Origin of the sequence: Pseudomonas sp. URIL14HWK12:I12, from assembly GCF_003097135.1 — a bacterium.
Lineage (GTDB): Bacteria > Pseudomonadota > Gammaproteobacteria > Pseudomonadales > Pseudomonadaceae > Aquipseudomonas.
Window position 1 is genome coordinate 237,034 of the sequence record NZ_QEQL01000007.1, and the last position, 14,009, is coordinate 251,042.

The window sequence follows — 14,009 nt, forward strand, 5'->3', positions numbered from 1 at the left end:
AGTCTGTTGCTCCTAAGGTTTCACCAGTTTCAAGCGCCAGGCGCTTCTGGATCAATCAGTGAGGGCTGTATGAAAAACACTACCAACGCCGTTCCCGGCCTTGCTGCAGGCACAACGATCGGCGTGGTTGGGGCCGGCACCATGGGCAATGGGATTGCCGCTGTGGCGCTGCGCGCAGGCCATACCGTCAAGCTGTACGACACCCGCCAGGAAGCCTTGCCCAAAGCTGCTGAAGCTATCGCCAGCATCGCTGCCCGATGGGTGAAGAAAGGCGATATCCCGCCTGCCGATCAAGCGGCCTACCAGGCCCGGCTCGTTCTGGTTTCCGATGTTCAAGCTTTGCACGATTGCGGCTTGGTGATCGAAGCCATTATCGAGGATCTGGAAATCAAGACCGCGCTGTTCAAATCGCTTGAACACTGCGTCGCTGCCGATGCGATCCTGGCAAGCAACACCTCGTCCATCTCGATCACGGCGATCGGTGCCGGCCTGCAACAGCCCGAACGCCTGGTTGGCATGCATTTTTTCAATCCAGCGACCGTCCTCCCGTTGGTGGAGGTCGTCAGCGGCGAGGCGACAGCGCCCGCAATAGCGGACCTCATCGCGGCAACGGCCAAAGCATGGGGAAAATCACCCGTCCATTGCCGTTCGACGCCCGGCTTCATCGTGAACCGGGTGGCCAGGCCTTTTTATGCCGAAGCCATGCTGGCGCTTCAGGAACAGGCTTGCAGCAAGGGCACCCTGGATGCGGCTCTTCGCGATGCGGGGGGGTTCCGAATGGGCCCGTTGGAACTGATGGACCTCATTGGCCATGACACCAATTTTGCGGTCACCCGCTCGGTCTACAACAGTTTTTTCCAAGACCCTCGCTACAAGCCTTCGCTCATCCAACAGGCGCTGGTCGATGCCGGATGGCTCGGCCGCAAAAGCGGTCGGGGTTTTCACCTGTACGCGGAAAACGCACCTGCCCCGGCGGTAGAGCTGGCGCCTGCTGAAAAGCCACCGGCGCAAGCCGTTGTGCAGGGAGAGTTCACCGGCGCCGGCCTGCTCGCCGAGCTCGCCAACGAGCACGGTATGAAGATCGAACGGCGCGCAGGCCCAGGCGCCATCCTGCTCGATGACGTGCAGATCCTGCCGTGCACAGGCGAGGCAGCGACCTCCCTCGCGGTGAAGGCCGGTACGGACAACATCGTTCTGTTCGACGCATCGACCGACTATCGCAAAGCCTCCCTGGTGGTGCTCGCCAAGGCCGATCAATGCTCCCGCGAGGCGCTTGCCAGCGCTACCGGTTTCTTCCAGGCCCTGGGCAAGGGCGTCACGGTCATCGATGACGTGCCTGGCCTGCTGGTGCTGCGCACGTTGTGCATGCTCGCCAACGAAGCTGCTGAAGCGGTGTGCCATGGAATCGCAAGCCCCGCAGACGTCGACACGGCCATGATCAAAGGCGTCAATTACCCGATAGGCCCGCTAGCCTGGGCGGATGCCTATGGCAGCGACAATGTTGTCTCTGTGCTGGAAAACCTTGCCAGCGCCTATCCAGACGGACGTTACCGCCCAAGCGCGCTGCTGCGCCGCAAGGCCCTTTCCAGGCAGCGCTGGCACGCTGAAGGAGCGAACCAATGAATACCCAAGGCCCCGTTTTCACCCACATCGATGCAGACGGCATTGCGGTCATCACACTGGCCCGTCCCGAACGGCGCAATGCACTGAACCTGCAGGTCAAAGCGTTGATTGCCGAGGCCGTCAGCGGCCTGGAGAACGACCCTGCGGTCAAGGTGATCATCATTACCGGCTCCGGCGGCTATTTTGTCGCGGGCACTGACATCTCCGAAATGCTCGAGATGACGCCCGCAACGCATCAAGCGCTGCAGACCGGCCGTATGTTCGAAGTGGTCAGCGCCTGCAGCAAACCCCTGGTCGCAGCGGTAGAAGGGTATGCCCTCGGGGGAGGATGCGAACTGGCATTGGCTTGCGACATCATCATTGCCGGTCGCTCTTCGCGCCTGGGCCAGCCTGAGATCAATGTGGGCATCATGCCGGGTGCAGGGGGGACGCAGCGCCTGCTGCGTACCATCGGCAAATATCAGACGGCACTGCTGGCGCTGACCGGGGATTCGGTGACCGCCGAACAAGCCTTGGCCATTGGCATGGTTTCGCGGTTGTGCGACGACGGGCAGGCGCTCGAGCACGCTCAGGCCATCGCTCGCACCATCGCCAGCAAACCCCCGCTGGCAGTAAGCGCGATCAAGGAAATGATTCGCTTGGGCCAAGACGCGCCTCTGCAAACGATGCTGGCGCTGGAGCGAAAGGCGTTCACGCTGCTATTCGATAGCCATGATCAGAAAGAAGGCATGCGGGCGTTTCTCGAGAAACGCCCCCCGCGCTATCTGGGGCGTTGAGCGTTATCAGCGGGTGCGCCAACGCCACGGATAACGTGAAGGGTCGATCATTCAAAGGCCAGGGCAGAGCCCCGAGGCTTCATTGCCTCGGGGTCAGGGCCTGAAACTCAGCCCAGCCGATACGGTTGCGACTGCAACGCCTGCAACGCTGTGCTGGCATGCTCAGCCGCAGCGGCGGCATTCTGCGCGTAAAGGCTGTTGCCGTGCGCATCGATCGCAACGACCACGGGGCCAAGGTCGCTGACGCTGATTTTCGAAAGCCGATAGTGGGTCAGCATTTCGGGCCAGCCCACTTGGACCACCCGCTGGATGGCCCGCGACAGCAGCGTGCAACCCCCTCCCAGAAAGGACAGGTACACACAGCCGACTTTCTGCATCGCAGCCACACTATGCTCGTCCAACCCCCCTTTCCCACCGGTGACGCGAAGCCCGAACCCTTCGATCAGTTTGGGCATGTACGGGTTGAAACGTGTACTGGTGGTCGGGTTGATGTAAAGCATCTCGAAGTCGTCACCTTCGCCCTGGCTGTAGCCGCCCAGGTGAAACAGCGCTTGCCCTCGCAAATCAACGGGAGGCTCGGTGCCGGTGTCCAGGCAATCGATGAGGCGTTGATGCGTGGGAAGGCCGGCGGTGATGATCACCTCGCCCTCCACCACCACCAGATCGCCTGCCTTCAGAGAGCGGATAGCCTGCTCATCAAACGGTGCTTGAAGCCGCTTCATTCACGCCTCCTTATTCGAAATATTCCACGTGGCCGCTGGGGTATATCCGGGCCGAACGCCGGCGGTTGATCCAGCAGTTGAAACACACCGCTACCGGGGTGAAGCCGTGGCCCGAGGCATAATCGACATGCACCGCCATCGCCGTGGCGTCACCGCCGGTGCCCATTGGCCCAAAGCCTGTAGCGTTCACCGCCGTGTAGAGCCGGCTTTCCATCTGCGCAAGGATCGGGTCGGGGTTCTGGGTACCGATCTGCCGAAGCATGGCCTGCTTGGCCAGTTTGGCCGCGTAGTCGAAGGTGCCACCGATCCCCACACCTATAACAACTGGCGGGCAGTGTTGCGGCCCAGCCTTGAGCACCACGTCCATGACGTAACGCTCGATCACGTCCAGGGTGGGAAAGGTGAAGATCTCAAGCGCCGCCCACCGCCCCGAACCCAGTGCCTTGGGTGAGCAGGTGATCTCGACGTAGTCGGCGTCGTCGATCATCTCGAACGTGGTGATCGGCATGTCTTTGCCGGCGTACCCGCGCTCCAGAGTCAGGGGGTTGGTGACATGGGCAAGCATCGGCGGCTGGATCGACGCCACCAAATCGCTGAAGCCATCAGTAATCGCCTGCTTGACCGGCCCATCGAAATTGACCTGTGTTCCGACTTTCATGAAATACACGGGAATGCCGGAATCCGAACAGACGAAATGGTTTTCCTCTTCGGCGGCACGCGCGCTGGCAATCATGTTGTCCAGCGTATGCCCTGCGGTTTGGTTGGTCTCCACCGACCGTGCCCTGGCGAGCGCGAGCTTGGTGTCTTCCGGGATCTTCTTCAGTGACCTCTCGTATAACTCGGCAGTGACCTTTCTCAATAATGCTGACGAAATCGTGCCCATCGGTTAATCCTCATCAGGTCCGGTTGTTTTGGAACCGACCACTGGTGTCGGCCGCACGGCTCAGACGCGCTCGAGCGCCAACGCCAGGCCCTGGCCGACACCTACGCAGAGCATGGCCAGCCCCAGTCGACCGTTTTGTTTTTCCAGCGCATGTACCGCCGTCATCACCAAGCGCGCACCGCTCATGCCAAGGGGATGGCCAAGGGCGATAGCGCCACCGTGTGGGTTGAGCTGCGCGGCGTCATCGGAGATACCCAATGCCCGGGCAACAGCCAGGCTTTGGCTGGCGAACGCTTCGTTCAATTCGATGACATCGAAGTCATTTATGCCAAGCTTCAGGCGCGCCAGCAGTTTCTGCGCGGCCGGCACGGGGCCGATCCCCATTACGCGCGGGGCCACCCCCGCGCTGGCCATGCCGAGCACTTTCGCGCGGGCGTTCAGGCCATGGCGCTGTACCGCCTCGGCACTGGCCAGAAACATGGCCGCAGCGCCGTCATTGACCCCGGAGGCATTCCCGGCCGTCACGGTATTTCCAGGGCCGTTGACTGGCTTGAGTGCGGCGAGCGTCTGCACCGTGGTGTCAGGCCGGGGGTGCTCGTCTTGGTCCACCAGGTGTTCGCCTTTGCGCTGCTTGACGACCACCGGAACGATTTCTTCCGCGAAAAAACCACTTTGCTGTGCGGCCGCGGCGCGCCCCTGGCTTCGGCTGGCAAACGCGTCCTGGTCTTCGCGCGAAACACCGTAGTCTGCGGCGACGTTATCTGCGGTTTGCGGCATGCTGTCCACACCATACAACGCCACCATTTCAGGGTTGACGAAGCGCCAGCCGATGGTCGTGTCTTCCATGCTCATCTGCCGAGAAAACGCCGACGTCGCTTTACCCATGACGAAGGGAGCACGCGACATGGACTCGACCCCGCCGGCGATTGCCAAGTCCATCTCCCCACAGGCGATCGCCCGGAAAGCGGTGCCTACGGCATCCAGGCCAGAGGCGCACAGCCTGTTCACCGTCACACCCGCCACCGATGTCGGTATGCCAGCGAGCAACGCGGCCATACGCGCCACGTTGCGGTTGTCTTCCCCAGCCTGGTTCGCACACCCCAGGAACACCTCATCAATAGCCGCCGGATCCACCCCCGGGTTGCGCGCGAGCAGTGCTTTGATCGGCACCACCGCCAGGTCGTCGGCCCTGACGCTGGAAAGAGCACCTGCAAATCGACCAATCGGCGTTCGAACGGCATCGCAAATAAAGACGTCGCGCATGGGGGTAGCTTTCCTCTCTGGGTAGAAACGGGTCATTGGGCTCTGGCTACAGGCCTGCCAGCTTCGGGTGGCGTGCCCATGACGATCGCCGCGGCGCCGGCCAGCATCAGCACGCCATAGGCCACTTGCGAAGCTGCCATGCTCCCGGTCAGGTCGATCAATGCGCCAACCAACGCTGGCATGAACACATTGCCCACGCCCGCCAGGGTGGTGACGAGCGCAATGCTGCCGGCCGCCGCCTTACCGGTCAGCAGGCTGCCAGGGAGCGTCCAGAACGGCCCGGTCGCACCCAGTACGGAGGCGGTGGCGACAACCAGAAGCACGACCGAAACAGTGGTACTGGGCTGCAGCAAAGCAAGCGTCAGCCAACCAAGGGCCGAGATGCCCAGGCAGATTGCCACGTGCCAGCGGCGCTCCATGACCTTGTCGGAATGACGCCCAACCAGATACTGGGCGATCATGCCCACCAGAAACGGCAGTGAAGACAACAAGCCCACGTGAAACAGATCGCTTACGCCTGTTTTACGGATGATGGTCGGCACCCAGAAGGCAGCCGCTACGGCGCCGCTGAACACGGCAAGGGCAGTGAACGCCAGGATGTAAACCCGCTTGTCTTTGAGCGCCCCCAGCAGTGAATGGTGCTCACTGGCACCACTGCCCTCGTCTGCGGCCAACTCGTCAGAAATGACCGCCCTTTCGCGATCAGAAAGCCACTTCGCTTCCTTCGGAGAGTTGTCGAGCACCAGGTAGGTCACCACGCCCATCACACAGGCAGGAAGGCCGGCCACCAGAAAGAGAATCTGCCAGCCCTTGAAACCGTAGAACCCGTCCAGATGCTGCATGATGCCACCGGCCAACGGGCCGCCGATCATGCCCGAAATAGGGATAGCCGCCATGAACATCGCCGTCACGCTTGCCCGGCGATTGCGTGGTATCCACAAGGTCAGAAACAACAGCACACCTGGGAAGAAACCCGCCTCGGCAACGCCCAGTATGAAGCGCAGCACGTAGAACACCATCTCGTTGTGCATCAGGGAAAATGCAGCGCAGGCGAGCCCCCACATGAGCATGATGCGCAACGCCGTCTTGCGGAAACCGATGCGCTGGAGCATGAGGTTGCTCGGGATCTCGAACAGGATATAACCCACGAAGAACACGCCGGCACCGATGCCGAAAACCGTCTCGCCGAAGCCCAGGTCTTTCATGAACCCAAGCTTGGCAAAGCCGATGACGTTCCTGTCGATGAGCGCCAGGACATAGCAAATCATCAAGAGCGGCAGGATTTTCCATTTGACCCGGGCGAACGTACGGTTAGCGAACTGTTCATCCGTGACGGTCTGAATGCCGGTATCTGCACTGTCGCGTGCTGTGATCATCGTTGGTTGCCCTGTTGTTGTTATGGGTGACTGCCCGCCCTTTTTTCGACGCTCAGACTGAGAATCCAAGCCCAGGGTCAGGGCTCTTGCTGTGTGGACATGAGACGCGGGGGGCGAAAAAAAGTCAATAGGTCATTTTTATAGCCTATTGACTTTTCAAGCCCCCTCAATGGTAATTGGCCCGCTGGCTCAATGCCGGCGGATTTGAATGCTCCCACACAGGACAGGTAACAATGACAATAAACCTGAACCGGCAGCTGTTGACGCTCGCCACCCTCAACCTGCTGGCCGCAGCGAGCGCCCAGGCGGCGTTTCTGCAGGACAGCAAGCGCTCGATTGACTCGAAAACGTTCTACTTTCAAAACGACTATCGCGACGGGACTGGGCAAAACCGGGTCGAGGAAGCCGCACAAGGGCTGACGTTCCGGTTTCTATCGGGTTACACCGAGGGCGATATCGGCTTTGGCCTGAACGCAGCGCTAATGGCGGGCTTCAAGCTGGACTCAAGCCCGGAACGAAGTGGCTCTGGCCTGCTGCCGCGCGACGCCGAGCCACAACGGGGCGGGCCAAGCTATGCGCGCAAAGCCCAGGATGAGTACAGCAAGCTTGCACTGACTGCGAAAATGCAGCTCTACAAGAACACCGAAGTGCTATACGGCACCTTGAGCCCGAACCTAGGGGTACTACAACCCAGCACCACACGCTTGTTCCCCCAGGACTTTTTCGGCACTCAGATCACCAACACTTCGATCGAAGGGCTGACACTCCAGGCTGGCAAGCTCGACAAAGCCAGGGCGCGTGACTCGACCGACTACCGCGGAGTCGGCATTGCCTATTCCAATGGCCAATATCCGAATGTCGAAGACCGCGACTTCAGGTACTTCGCTGCCGACTACGCCCTCAGCAAGAACCTCAGGCTTACCTACAACCTCGGAGAGCTTGAAGATGTGTATCGCCAGCACTTTCTGGGGCTCAAGGGCAAGTTGGCCGCAGGGCCTGGTCGTATCGTCAGCGACGTAAGGGTATTTCTGTCCGAAGATGCCGGCAGCCATGACGCCGGGCGCATCAGCAACCAGGTGTACAGCGGGCTGTTCGGCTACGAATGGCAAGGGCATACCCTCCAGGCGGGTTACCAGAAGGTCGACGGTGAAGGGGCCTATCCGCAACTGGACAGCACCGCGACCTATCTTCATACGGAAATGATGATCACCAACTTTGCCAAGCAAAACCAGGCGTCCTGGTTGGGCAGGTATGACTTTGACTTTGCAGCTGTCGGGATACCCGGGCTGGGGTTCACAGCCCGCTACGTCAAAAGCGATGACGCACAGGTCAAGGGTTTCCAGGGCGAGCGCAGCGAACGTGAACTCGACACAGACCTGGGTTACGTCGTTCAGAGCGGCTCTCTCAAAGGCCTCGGCCTGCGTTGGCGCCATGGGATGTTGCGCAGCGATTACCAACGTAACAGTGATCAGGACCGGGTCATCATGGATTACAGCTTCAAGTTCTGAGCGGACGCTCACCTCTGGATGGCGGTTGCGCCGCCGAGTGCCGCGCAACTGTTGAATCTGTAGCCCAAAACAACAAGGGGGCCCTATGAACATCGCTGACACGCTACTGCGCGGTATGGCAGCCAGCCTTATTGGCTTTTCGTGCCTGGCTCATTCGAGTACTGAGGTATCCCACAAGACCGTAAGCATTGCCGATGGGGTCATTTCCTATTCGGTGCGGGGCTCGGGCCCGCTGGTGATGGTGCTGGCATCGACCGGGCGAGGCAGCCAGGAGCTCGCGCCGCTGGCCGATCGGCTCGCAACCCGCGGCTATAAAGTCATCTTGCCTGATCCTAGAGGCGTAGACGGCTCGAAAGGCCCTATGGCCGGGGTTACATTCCATGATTTTGGAAATGACATGGCAACGGTTATCCAGGCTGAGGGCTCAGGGCCGGCCATCGTGGCCGGCCATGCCTACGGCCAGTGGATTGCCAAAACCATCGCTACCGATCATCCCTCTCTCGTATCTGGCATCGTCCTGCTCGCCGGCGGCGCGCGTCAGTGGCCTGCAGAACTCTCCGAGGCCATCACCCGAATCAACGATCCCGACTCGACCCGTGAAGAGAGGCTTGCGGGGTTGAAGCTGGCTTTTTTTGCCGAAGGTAACGATCCCACCCTCTGGTTATCCGGCTGGCATCCGGCGGTCACAGCCAGCCAGCGGGCGGCCCGAGCCAACACCCCCAAGCAGAGTTACTGGGCAGGCGGCACTGCCCCCATTCTGGATCTACAGGCAGGCTCAGATCCTTTTCGGCCGCAAGCCTCACGCAATGAAGCCAGGGACGAGTTCGGCGACCGTGTGACCGTGAAGGTGATACCGAATGCGAGCCATGCGCTGCCAGCCGAGAAACCCGTGGAAACAGCCGATGCGATCGCCGACTGGATAGGCACGCTTCCCAACGGAAAATAACGCCTGGGTACTTTGCCTGTGTGGCCGTGTAGTCCGCAGGCGCTGGGCCGCCTCCAAACGCCCTCGGGCACCATGAGCAAAGGATACCCCCCATGCCTTGCGCATCCATCGTCATGCTCGGGCCCCTGCCCGACGCCCTTCACAGCCGCTTCAACGGGCCCTACCGGCTGGTGCCTCTGAATACCACCGAGAGTCTCATGTCGATCGAGGTCGCCGTGACGACCAGCATGACAGGGGCTAGTGCCGAGCAGATGGCGCAGCTAGGTGCGCTCAGATTGATCCTGTGCAATGGCGCAGGCCTGGACCGTATCGACCTGGAAGAAGCCGAGCGGCGGGGCATTGAAGTGTTCAATACCGCAGATGCGGTGACACAGGACACCGCCGACTATGCCGTAACCTTGATGATGGCCGCCCGGCGCAAAGTGGTCGAAGCCGATCGCTACGTGCGCGACGGCCAGTGGGGCGTCCGGCCGTGGGCGCCTTCACGCAGGCTGAGTACCGCCAAGGTTGGCATCGTCGGCCTAGGCAAGATCGGTACAGCAATCGCTGTGCGTTTGACGGCTCTGGGTATCCGGGTGGCTTATCACACCCCCAAGCACAAACCCGAGGTCGAGCATCAGTACTTTGGTGATCTGGAAGAGCTGGCGCGGTGGAGTGACGCCCTGCTGGTGTGTTGCCCCGCTAACGCGGCTACCTACAAGATGATCAATGCAGCGGTACTTCACGCCTTGGGCAGCTCGGGCACCCTGATCAATGTGTCGCGGGGGGCCGTGGTGGCCGAGGACGATCTCATTGACGCACTGCGCAATGGGGTCATTGAAGGTGCAGCCTTGGACGTTTTCGAGAACGAACCTGCGATCGATGCCAGAATCATCAAGGCACCCAACCTCATCCTTTCACCGCACGCCGCCGCGGTAACCCATGAAACCCGGCAGGGCATGGCAATGCTGTTGGCCGAGCGCGCACATCGCTACTTTGCCGAGCAGTGATAGGGCTTCGTCGTTAAAACCCCGGCGCCGGTTTTTGTGATGCAAGCCGGCCGCCAACGCATTGCGTAGGGCTACTACTTGAACAGCCGCTCGGCAATGAAATCCACAAACACACGGATTTTCGGTGACAGGTGGCGGCTAGACGGCCACAGCGCCCAGAACTGCCCCCGATCCTGCATATGGGCGTCCAGCACGGTTTCCAGTGCGCCGGTTTCGAGGGCCTCGCGCACCAGAAAATCCGGCATGTAGGCAATCCCGTGGCCATCGACGGCGGCCATCCGCACAGCCTCCATGTTATTGAGAGTCAGCACCGTGGGCAGCCGCAACTGGGTGATCTCCGGGTTGGCGCTCAGGCTCCAGTCCATAAGCTTGCCGGTGGTCACGAAGCGGTAGCGAAGGCACTCGTGGCTTTCGAGGTCGGGCAGTGCCAGGGGGCGCCCTTTGCGCGCGAGATAGCCAGGCGCTGCGCACAATACGAAACGGAACGCCCCGAGCTTGCGCGCCATGAGCCCAGAGTCAGCGAGCCCGCCGCTGCGGATCACCACGTCGAAGCCTTCTTCGATCACATCCACTAAGTTGTCGTTGAAGTCCATTTCCAGCTCGACTTCAGGGTAAGCGTTACGAAAGGCCGGCATCAGCGGCAGCAAAAAACGGTAGCCGATAGTGGGCAGGCTGACCCGCAGGCGCCCCCTAGGTGCCTGAGCCGCATGGCACAGCATGGCCTCGGCGTCTTGCAGGTCGTCGAGAATGCGGCGGCAGCGCTGGTAGAACAGTTCACCCTCCGCTGTGAGGTTGACCTTGCGCGTGCTGCGCTGGAACAGGCGCACCTTCAGCGAGCCTTCCAGGCGAGCCACATTCTTGCCCACAGCCGAGGCAGAAATGCCCAGAGCACGCGCTGCCTTCACGAAGCTCAGCAACTCGGCGGTCTTCACGAAGGACTGAATACCGTTGAGGCTGTCCATGCGATTGCATCCTTAAGGTTCACTATGAATGGAATTCAAGGCCGTTTATCCCGTATTGCGGCCCCTGTAGATTCAGCCTCCACAGTGCAACAGCATGAGAGGGCGCGCAATGGATGAACCTGAGGATCACACCGCAGCCAGCGGCCGTTACTGTGCGCTGGTGGCCATTTGCATGGCAGCCCTGATATTGCCGCTGAGCTTTACCGGTGGCGCTGTGGCCACGCCGGCCATTGGAGCGTCGTTCGCCGCGGCCCCCTCTTCGCTGGCGTGGATCACCAACGCCTTCATGCTCAGTTTCGGCAGCTTGCTGATGGCAGCCGGGGCGCTAGCGGACCTGTATGGGCGCAAACGTCTGTTTATGCTCGGCCTGGTCCTGTTGGTCATCGCCAGCATGCTACTGGCGAGCGTTCGCAGCATCGCGTGGCTCGACGCGCTTCGCGCGGTGCAAGGGGTCGCCGCAGCCGCTGTACTGGCAAGCGGTTCGGCAGCCTTGGCACAGGCATTCGAAGGCCACGCACGCACACGGGCGTTTAGCGTGCTGGGCACCACCTTCGGCCTGGGCCTGGCATTCGGGCCGATGATCTGTGGCCTGCTGACAGAGCATTTCGGTTGGCGCTCTATCTTCCTGTGCACCGCTGCACTGGCTGCCGTCTCATTGCTGGCCGCGGCCATGCGGATGAGCGAGAGCCGGAACCCGCAGGCGCAGTACCTGGACCTACCCGGTGTGCTCAGCTTCTCGACCACGCTGGGGCTGTTGACCACTGCGATCATCCTCGGGCCACACGCCGGCTGGCGATCACCCTTGATGCTGGGGCTGTTTGCTGGCGCCCTGTTGAGCTTGCTGGCGTTCGTGGCCATCGAGGCGGGCGCATCCAGGCGGGGCCGGCAGCCCATGCTTGAGCTCAGCCTGTTCAAGTACCCTCGCTTCGTAGGTGTGCAGATACTGCCCATCGGCACCTGCTTCTGCTACATCGTGCTGATCGTGCTGCTGCCGCTGCGTTTGATCGGTGTGGAAGGCGCCACGCCGCTGCACAGCGGCTTGATCATGCTCGCCTTGTCGGCGCCGATGCTGGTAGTACCGCTTCTGGCCGCATGGCTGAACCGCTGGGCCAGCGCCGCAACCCTTTCAGCGGGCGGCTTCCTGGTAGCGGCAGCAGGCCTCTACGCCATTGCGCACGTCGCGATCGGTGATCATCTGCAACTGATGCTGGCGATGCTGATAATCGGCATCGGCACCGGCTTGCCCTGGGGGTTGATGGACGGGTTGGCCGTTAGCGTGATAGCCAAGGAACAGGCGGGAATGGCCGCCGGTATCTTCAATACCACCCGGGTGGCCAGCGAAGGGGTGGCCCTTGCGATCACGCTTGCCCTGCTGACTGCACAAGTGGGCGCTGGCCTAACCCACACCTTTCCACCGAACCGCTCACATGAGCTGGCGCAGCGCTTGGTCATGGGCGATCTGAGCCAAGTACAGGGGCTCGATCCCTTGATGCTGCAGGCAGCGTATCAGGAGGGCTTCGCCACCTTGATGCTGATCCTGAGCGGCTTGACTGTGTTGTCGGCCTTTACGGTGTTTTTCTTTATCGGCCACCCAGGGCGTGCCGCCAGCGCGCTGGGGCATGAAGGCACGATGCCGAAAGGGGAACCGTGATGGGGTTGAAGCGGGCCGGTGCGGGGGTTGGTCAGGATCGCTTCAGCCGAAGCTGACACCCCCCTAAGCAGTACAAATCTCCGTTTTTGCATTCCTACCGATAGATGCCATATATCAAACTACATATCCTCTATTGCTTCCAGGATTGTACTAATAAAGAAATCCTCAAAACTTTGGAAAGCAATTTTTTTCTCCCCATCTCGCTTAAACGATAATTCTGTCTCCACTACTACAGCCTCGCCACGCTCGCCAATAATAGAAGTGTCTATTGAAAATATTGGACCATGCCCGGAAGCCTTTATGACAACCATTTTTTCATCGGCATCGCCAGCTGCCCTAGCACTTTTCGTCGCAAAGGCTACATTTGGAACAGCGACTGCATTTACACCACTCTTAGTTATTCCGTAGTAGGTGTCTCCCGCGAAAGATAACGTTCCATATTTTTTCAGAAACAATATGTATGAGCTAGGAAATTTTACTCCTAAACCTTTTTCATATTCATTTATGGTTTGCTCATCGGCAGCTCCTGCATAGGCAGGATCCTCACCGGCAGCATTAATTTTTATAGCTATTTCATCAATGTATGCCATTTCGATTTCCTTAAAAATCCAGTGCACGAAGCTTCCAGTAAGCTCTCTTCCAAGTATTCAAAGGATTTCGATTCAGGCTTTAAGGGGCGCTGTTGTACGGCTTGCGCAAGCCATCACCCCCCTCCAGCTCTTATCCCATTGATTAGAGTAAATGTGCAGTACCCTATCATGTTTTGCGTGGAAACTGCTCAAGATCTCCGCCCTAGGCCCGGGCTCGTCTCGGGTAAGGTGATGAAGGTTAACCTCTTACCCGCCTTGGCCGATAGGGGCTTCACCCTTTCTTATTCTTTGAAGATTAGTACGACCGAGGTCGTCAACATAGTGCGGATCGTATATATCGTTGCGCTGGTTAACTTTTATACCGGCAGCAGTCCTATGAATCCCCGAAGAATTCAATATCGGAGCGGTCAGCAAGTGACCGAAAGAAGATCAACGTCTGCTTGGCTTGATCAAACACGCTTGGCTGGAAAGCGCAGGTGTATACGGCTACCGCAAAATTCACGATGACCTACGTGAGCTACGAGAGGCATGCCGGCGAAGTCGAGTCGGGCGCTTGATGCAGGCGGAGGGGCTGCGTTTGCAAACAGGTTATCGGCGGCGCCCAGGGTTTATGGTGCAAAGCCAACAGTGGCACCGCCCAACCCCCTCGCGCGGCAGTTCAGGGTCGACGAAGGAGCGGCGAGACTCGTGCGGTTGGATGGTGAGCAGCAAGGAGGAGTA

13 protein-coding genes and 1 pseudogene are annotated in these 14,009 nt (G+C 60.1%); 7 read left to right on the top strand and 7 right to left on the bottom strand.

The window, feature by feature from the left end; genetic code table 11:
* Positions 1-69: 69 nt before the first annotated feature.
* Positions 70-1,623, top strand: coding sequence for a 3-hydroxyacyl-CoA dehydrogenase (locus F474_RS20400; RefSeq protein ID WP_097087949.1), 1,554 nt, complete (start codon positions 70-72; stop codon positions 1,621-1,623).
* On the top strand, positions 1,620-2,399 hold the full coding sequence (locus F474_RS20405; RefSeq protein WP_097087947.1) for an enoyl-CoA hydratase-related protein: 780 nt from the start codon (positions 1,620-1,622) through the stop codon (positions 2,397-2,399). Before F474_RS20400 ends, F474_RS20405 begins: the two co-directional genes overlap by 4 nt.
* Before the next feature lie 107 nt (positions 2,400-2,506).
* Here the strand turns inward: F474_RS20405 and F474_RS20410 are convergent, their stop codons facing one another.
* From F474_RS20410 to F474_RS20425, 4 genes are read right to left on the bottom strand one after another with little or no spacing between them, the layout of a single operon-like run.
* Positions 2,507-3,121 (bottom strand): fumarate hydratase C-terminal domain-containing protein, encoded by a 615-nt coding sequence (locus F474_RS20410; protein ID WP_097087944.1) that lies wholly within the window; start codon positions 3,119-3,121, stop codon positions 2,507-2,509.
* 10 nt (positions 3,122-3,131) lie between these two features.
* Entirely contained in the window at positions 3,132-4,004 is an 873-nt protein-coding gene (locus tag F474_RS20415) for a fumarate hydratase (protein ID WP_097087941.1), read from the bottom strand.
* A 60-nt stretch (positions 4,005-4,064) separates the two neighbouring features.
* Positions 4,065-5,267 (bottom strand): 3-oxoadipyl-CoA thiolase, encoded by a 1,203-nt coding sequence (gene pcaF, locus F474_RS20420; RefSeq protein ID WP_097087939.1) that lies wholly within the window; start codon positions 5,265-5,267, stop codon positions 4,065-4,067.
* 32 nt (positions 5,268-5,299) lie between these two features.
* The gene (locus F474_RS20425) at positions 5,300-6,643 is read right to left on the bottom strand and encodes an MFS transporter (protein ID WP_097087935.1); all 1,344 of its coding nucleotides are present in this window, start codon (positions 6,641-6,643) and stop codon (positions 5,300-5,302) included.
* Positions 6,644-6,876: 233 nt separating this feature from the next.
* Between F474_RS20425 and F474_RS20430 the strand changes: the two genes are divergently transcribed.
* The 3 genes from F474_RS20430 to F474_RS20440 all read left to right on the top strand — a co-directional run bounded on the left by F474_RS20430 (position 6,877) and on the right by F474_RS20440 (position 10,086).
* A complete protein-coding gene (locus F474_RS20430) occupies positions 6,877-8,151 on the top strand; it encodes an OprD family outer membrane porin (protein ID WP_097087933.1) in 1,275 nt (424 codons plus the stop codon).
* An 85-nt stretch (positions 8,152-8,236) separates the two neighbouring features.
* The gene (locus tag F474_RS20435) at positions 8,237-9,097 is read left to right on the top strand and encodes an alpha/beta fold hydrolase (RefSeq protein WP_218191669.1); all 861 of its coding nucleotides are present in this window, start codon (positions 8,237-8,239) and stop codon (positions 9,095-9,097) included.
* A gap of 92 nt (positions 9,098-9,189) precedes the next feature.
* Positions 9,190-10,086: a 2-hydroxyacid dehydrogenase gene (locus F474_RS20440; protein WP_097087931.1), complete on the top strand. Its 897-nt coding sequence runs from the start codon at positions 9,190-9,192 to the stop codon at positions 10,084-10,086.
* Positions 10,087-10,160: 74 nt separating this feature from the next.
* Here the strand turns inward: F474_RS20440 and F474_RS20445 are convergent, their stop codons facing one another.
* Complete coding sequence (locus tag F474_RS20445; RefSeq protein WP_097087929.1) at positions 10,161-11,048, bottom strand: LysR substrate-binding domain-containing protein; 888 nt, start codon at positions 11,046-11,048, stop codon at positions 10,161-10,163.
* 109 nt (positions 11,049-11,157) lie between these two features.
* Between F474_RS20445 and F474_RS20450 the strand changes: the two genes are divergently transcribed.
* Positions 11,158-12,699: an MFS transporter gene (locus F474_RS20450; RefSeq protein ID WP_097087926.1), complete on the top strand. Its 1,542-nt coding sequence runs from the start codon at positions 11,158-11,160 to the stop codon at positions 12,697-12,699.
* A gap of 119 nt (positions 12,700-12,818) precedes the next feature.
* Here the strand turns inward: F474_RS20450 and F474_RS20455 are convergent, their stop codons facing one another.
* Positions 12,819-13,289: an SMI1/KNR4 family protein gene (locus F474_RS20455; protein WP_097087924.1), complete on the bottom strand. Its 471-nt coding sequence runs from the start codon at positions 13,287-13,289 to the stop codon at positions 12,819-12,821.
* Positions 13,290-13,361: 72 nt separating this feature from the next.
* Complete coding sequence (locus F474_RS23050; RefSeq protein WP_256577829.1) at positions 13,362-13,484, bottom strand: hypothetical protein; 123 nt, start codon at positions 13,482-13,484, stop codon at positions 13,362-13,364.
* A 226-nt stretch (positions 13,485-13,710) separates the two neighbouring features.
* On the opposite strand from F474_RS23050, the pseudogene F474_RS20465 reads away from it, so the two are divergent.
* A pseudogene (locus tag F474_RS20465) lies at positions 13,711-13,961 on the top strand (IS3 family transposase); the annotation flags it as partial.
* Positions 13,962-14,009 lie beyond the last annotated feature (48 nt).

Coding starts and splice junctions, on each gene's coding strand:
- F474_RS20400 (WP_097087949.1), top strand. CDS start 70: ATGAAAAACACTACCAACGCCGTTCCCGGCCTTGCTGCAGGCACAACG.
- F474_RS20405 (WP_097087947.1), top strand. CDS start 1,620: ATGAATACCCAAGGCCCCGTTTTCACCCACATCGATGCAGACGGCATT.
- F474_RS20410 (WP_097087944.1), bottom strand. CDS start 3,121: ATGAAGCGGCTTCAAGCACCGTTTGATGAGCAGGCTATCCGCTCTCTG.
- F474_RS20415 (WP_097087941.1), bottom strand. CDS start 4,004: ATGGGCACGATTTCGTCAGCATTATTGAGAAAGGTCACTGCCGAGTTA.
- pcaF (WP_097087939.1), bottom strand. CDS start 5,267: ATGCGCGACGTCTTTATTTGCGATGCCGTTCGAACGCCGATTGGTCGA.
- F474_RS20425 (WP_097087935.1), bottom strand. CDS start 6,643: ATGATCACAGCACGCGACAGTGCAGATACCGGCATTCAGACCGTCACG.
- F474_RS20430 (WP_097087933.1), top strand. CDS start 6,877: ATGACAATAAACCTGAACCGGCAGCTGTTGACGCTCGCCACCCTCAAC.
- F474_RS20435 (WP_218191669.1), top strand. CDS start 8,237: ATGAACATCGCTGACACGCTACTGCGCGGTATGGCAGCCAGCCTTATT.
- F474_RS20440 (WP_097087931.1), top strand. CDS start 9,190: ATGCCTTGCGCATCCATCGTCATGCTCGGGCCCCTGCCCGACGCCCTT.
- F474_RS20445 (WP_097087929.1), bottom strand. CDS start 11,048: ATGGACAGCCTCAACGGTATTCAGTCCTTCGTGAAGACCGCCGAGTTG.
- F474_RS20450 (WP_097087926.1), top strand. CDS start 11,158: ATGGATGAACCTGAGGATCACACCGCAGCCAGCGGCCGTTACTGTGCG.
- F474_RS20455 (WP_097087924.1), bottom strand. CDS start 13,289: ATGGCATACATTGATGAAATAGCTATAAAAATTAATGCTGCCGGTGAG.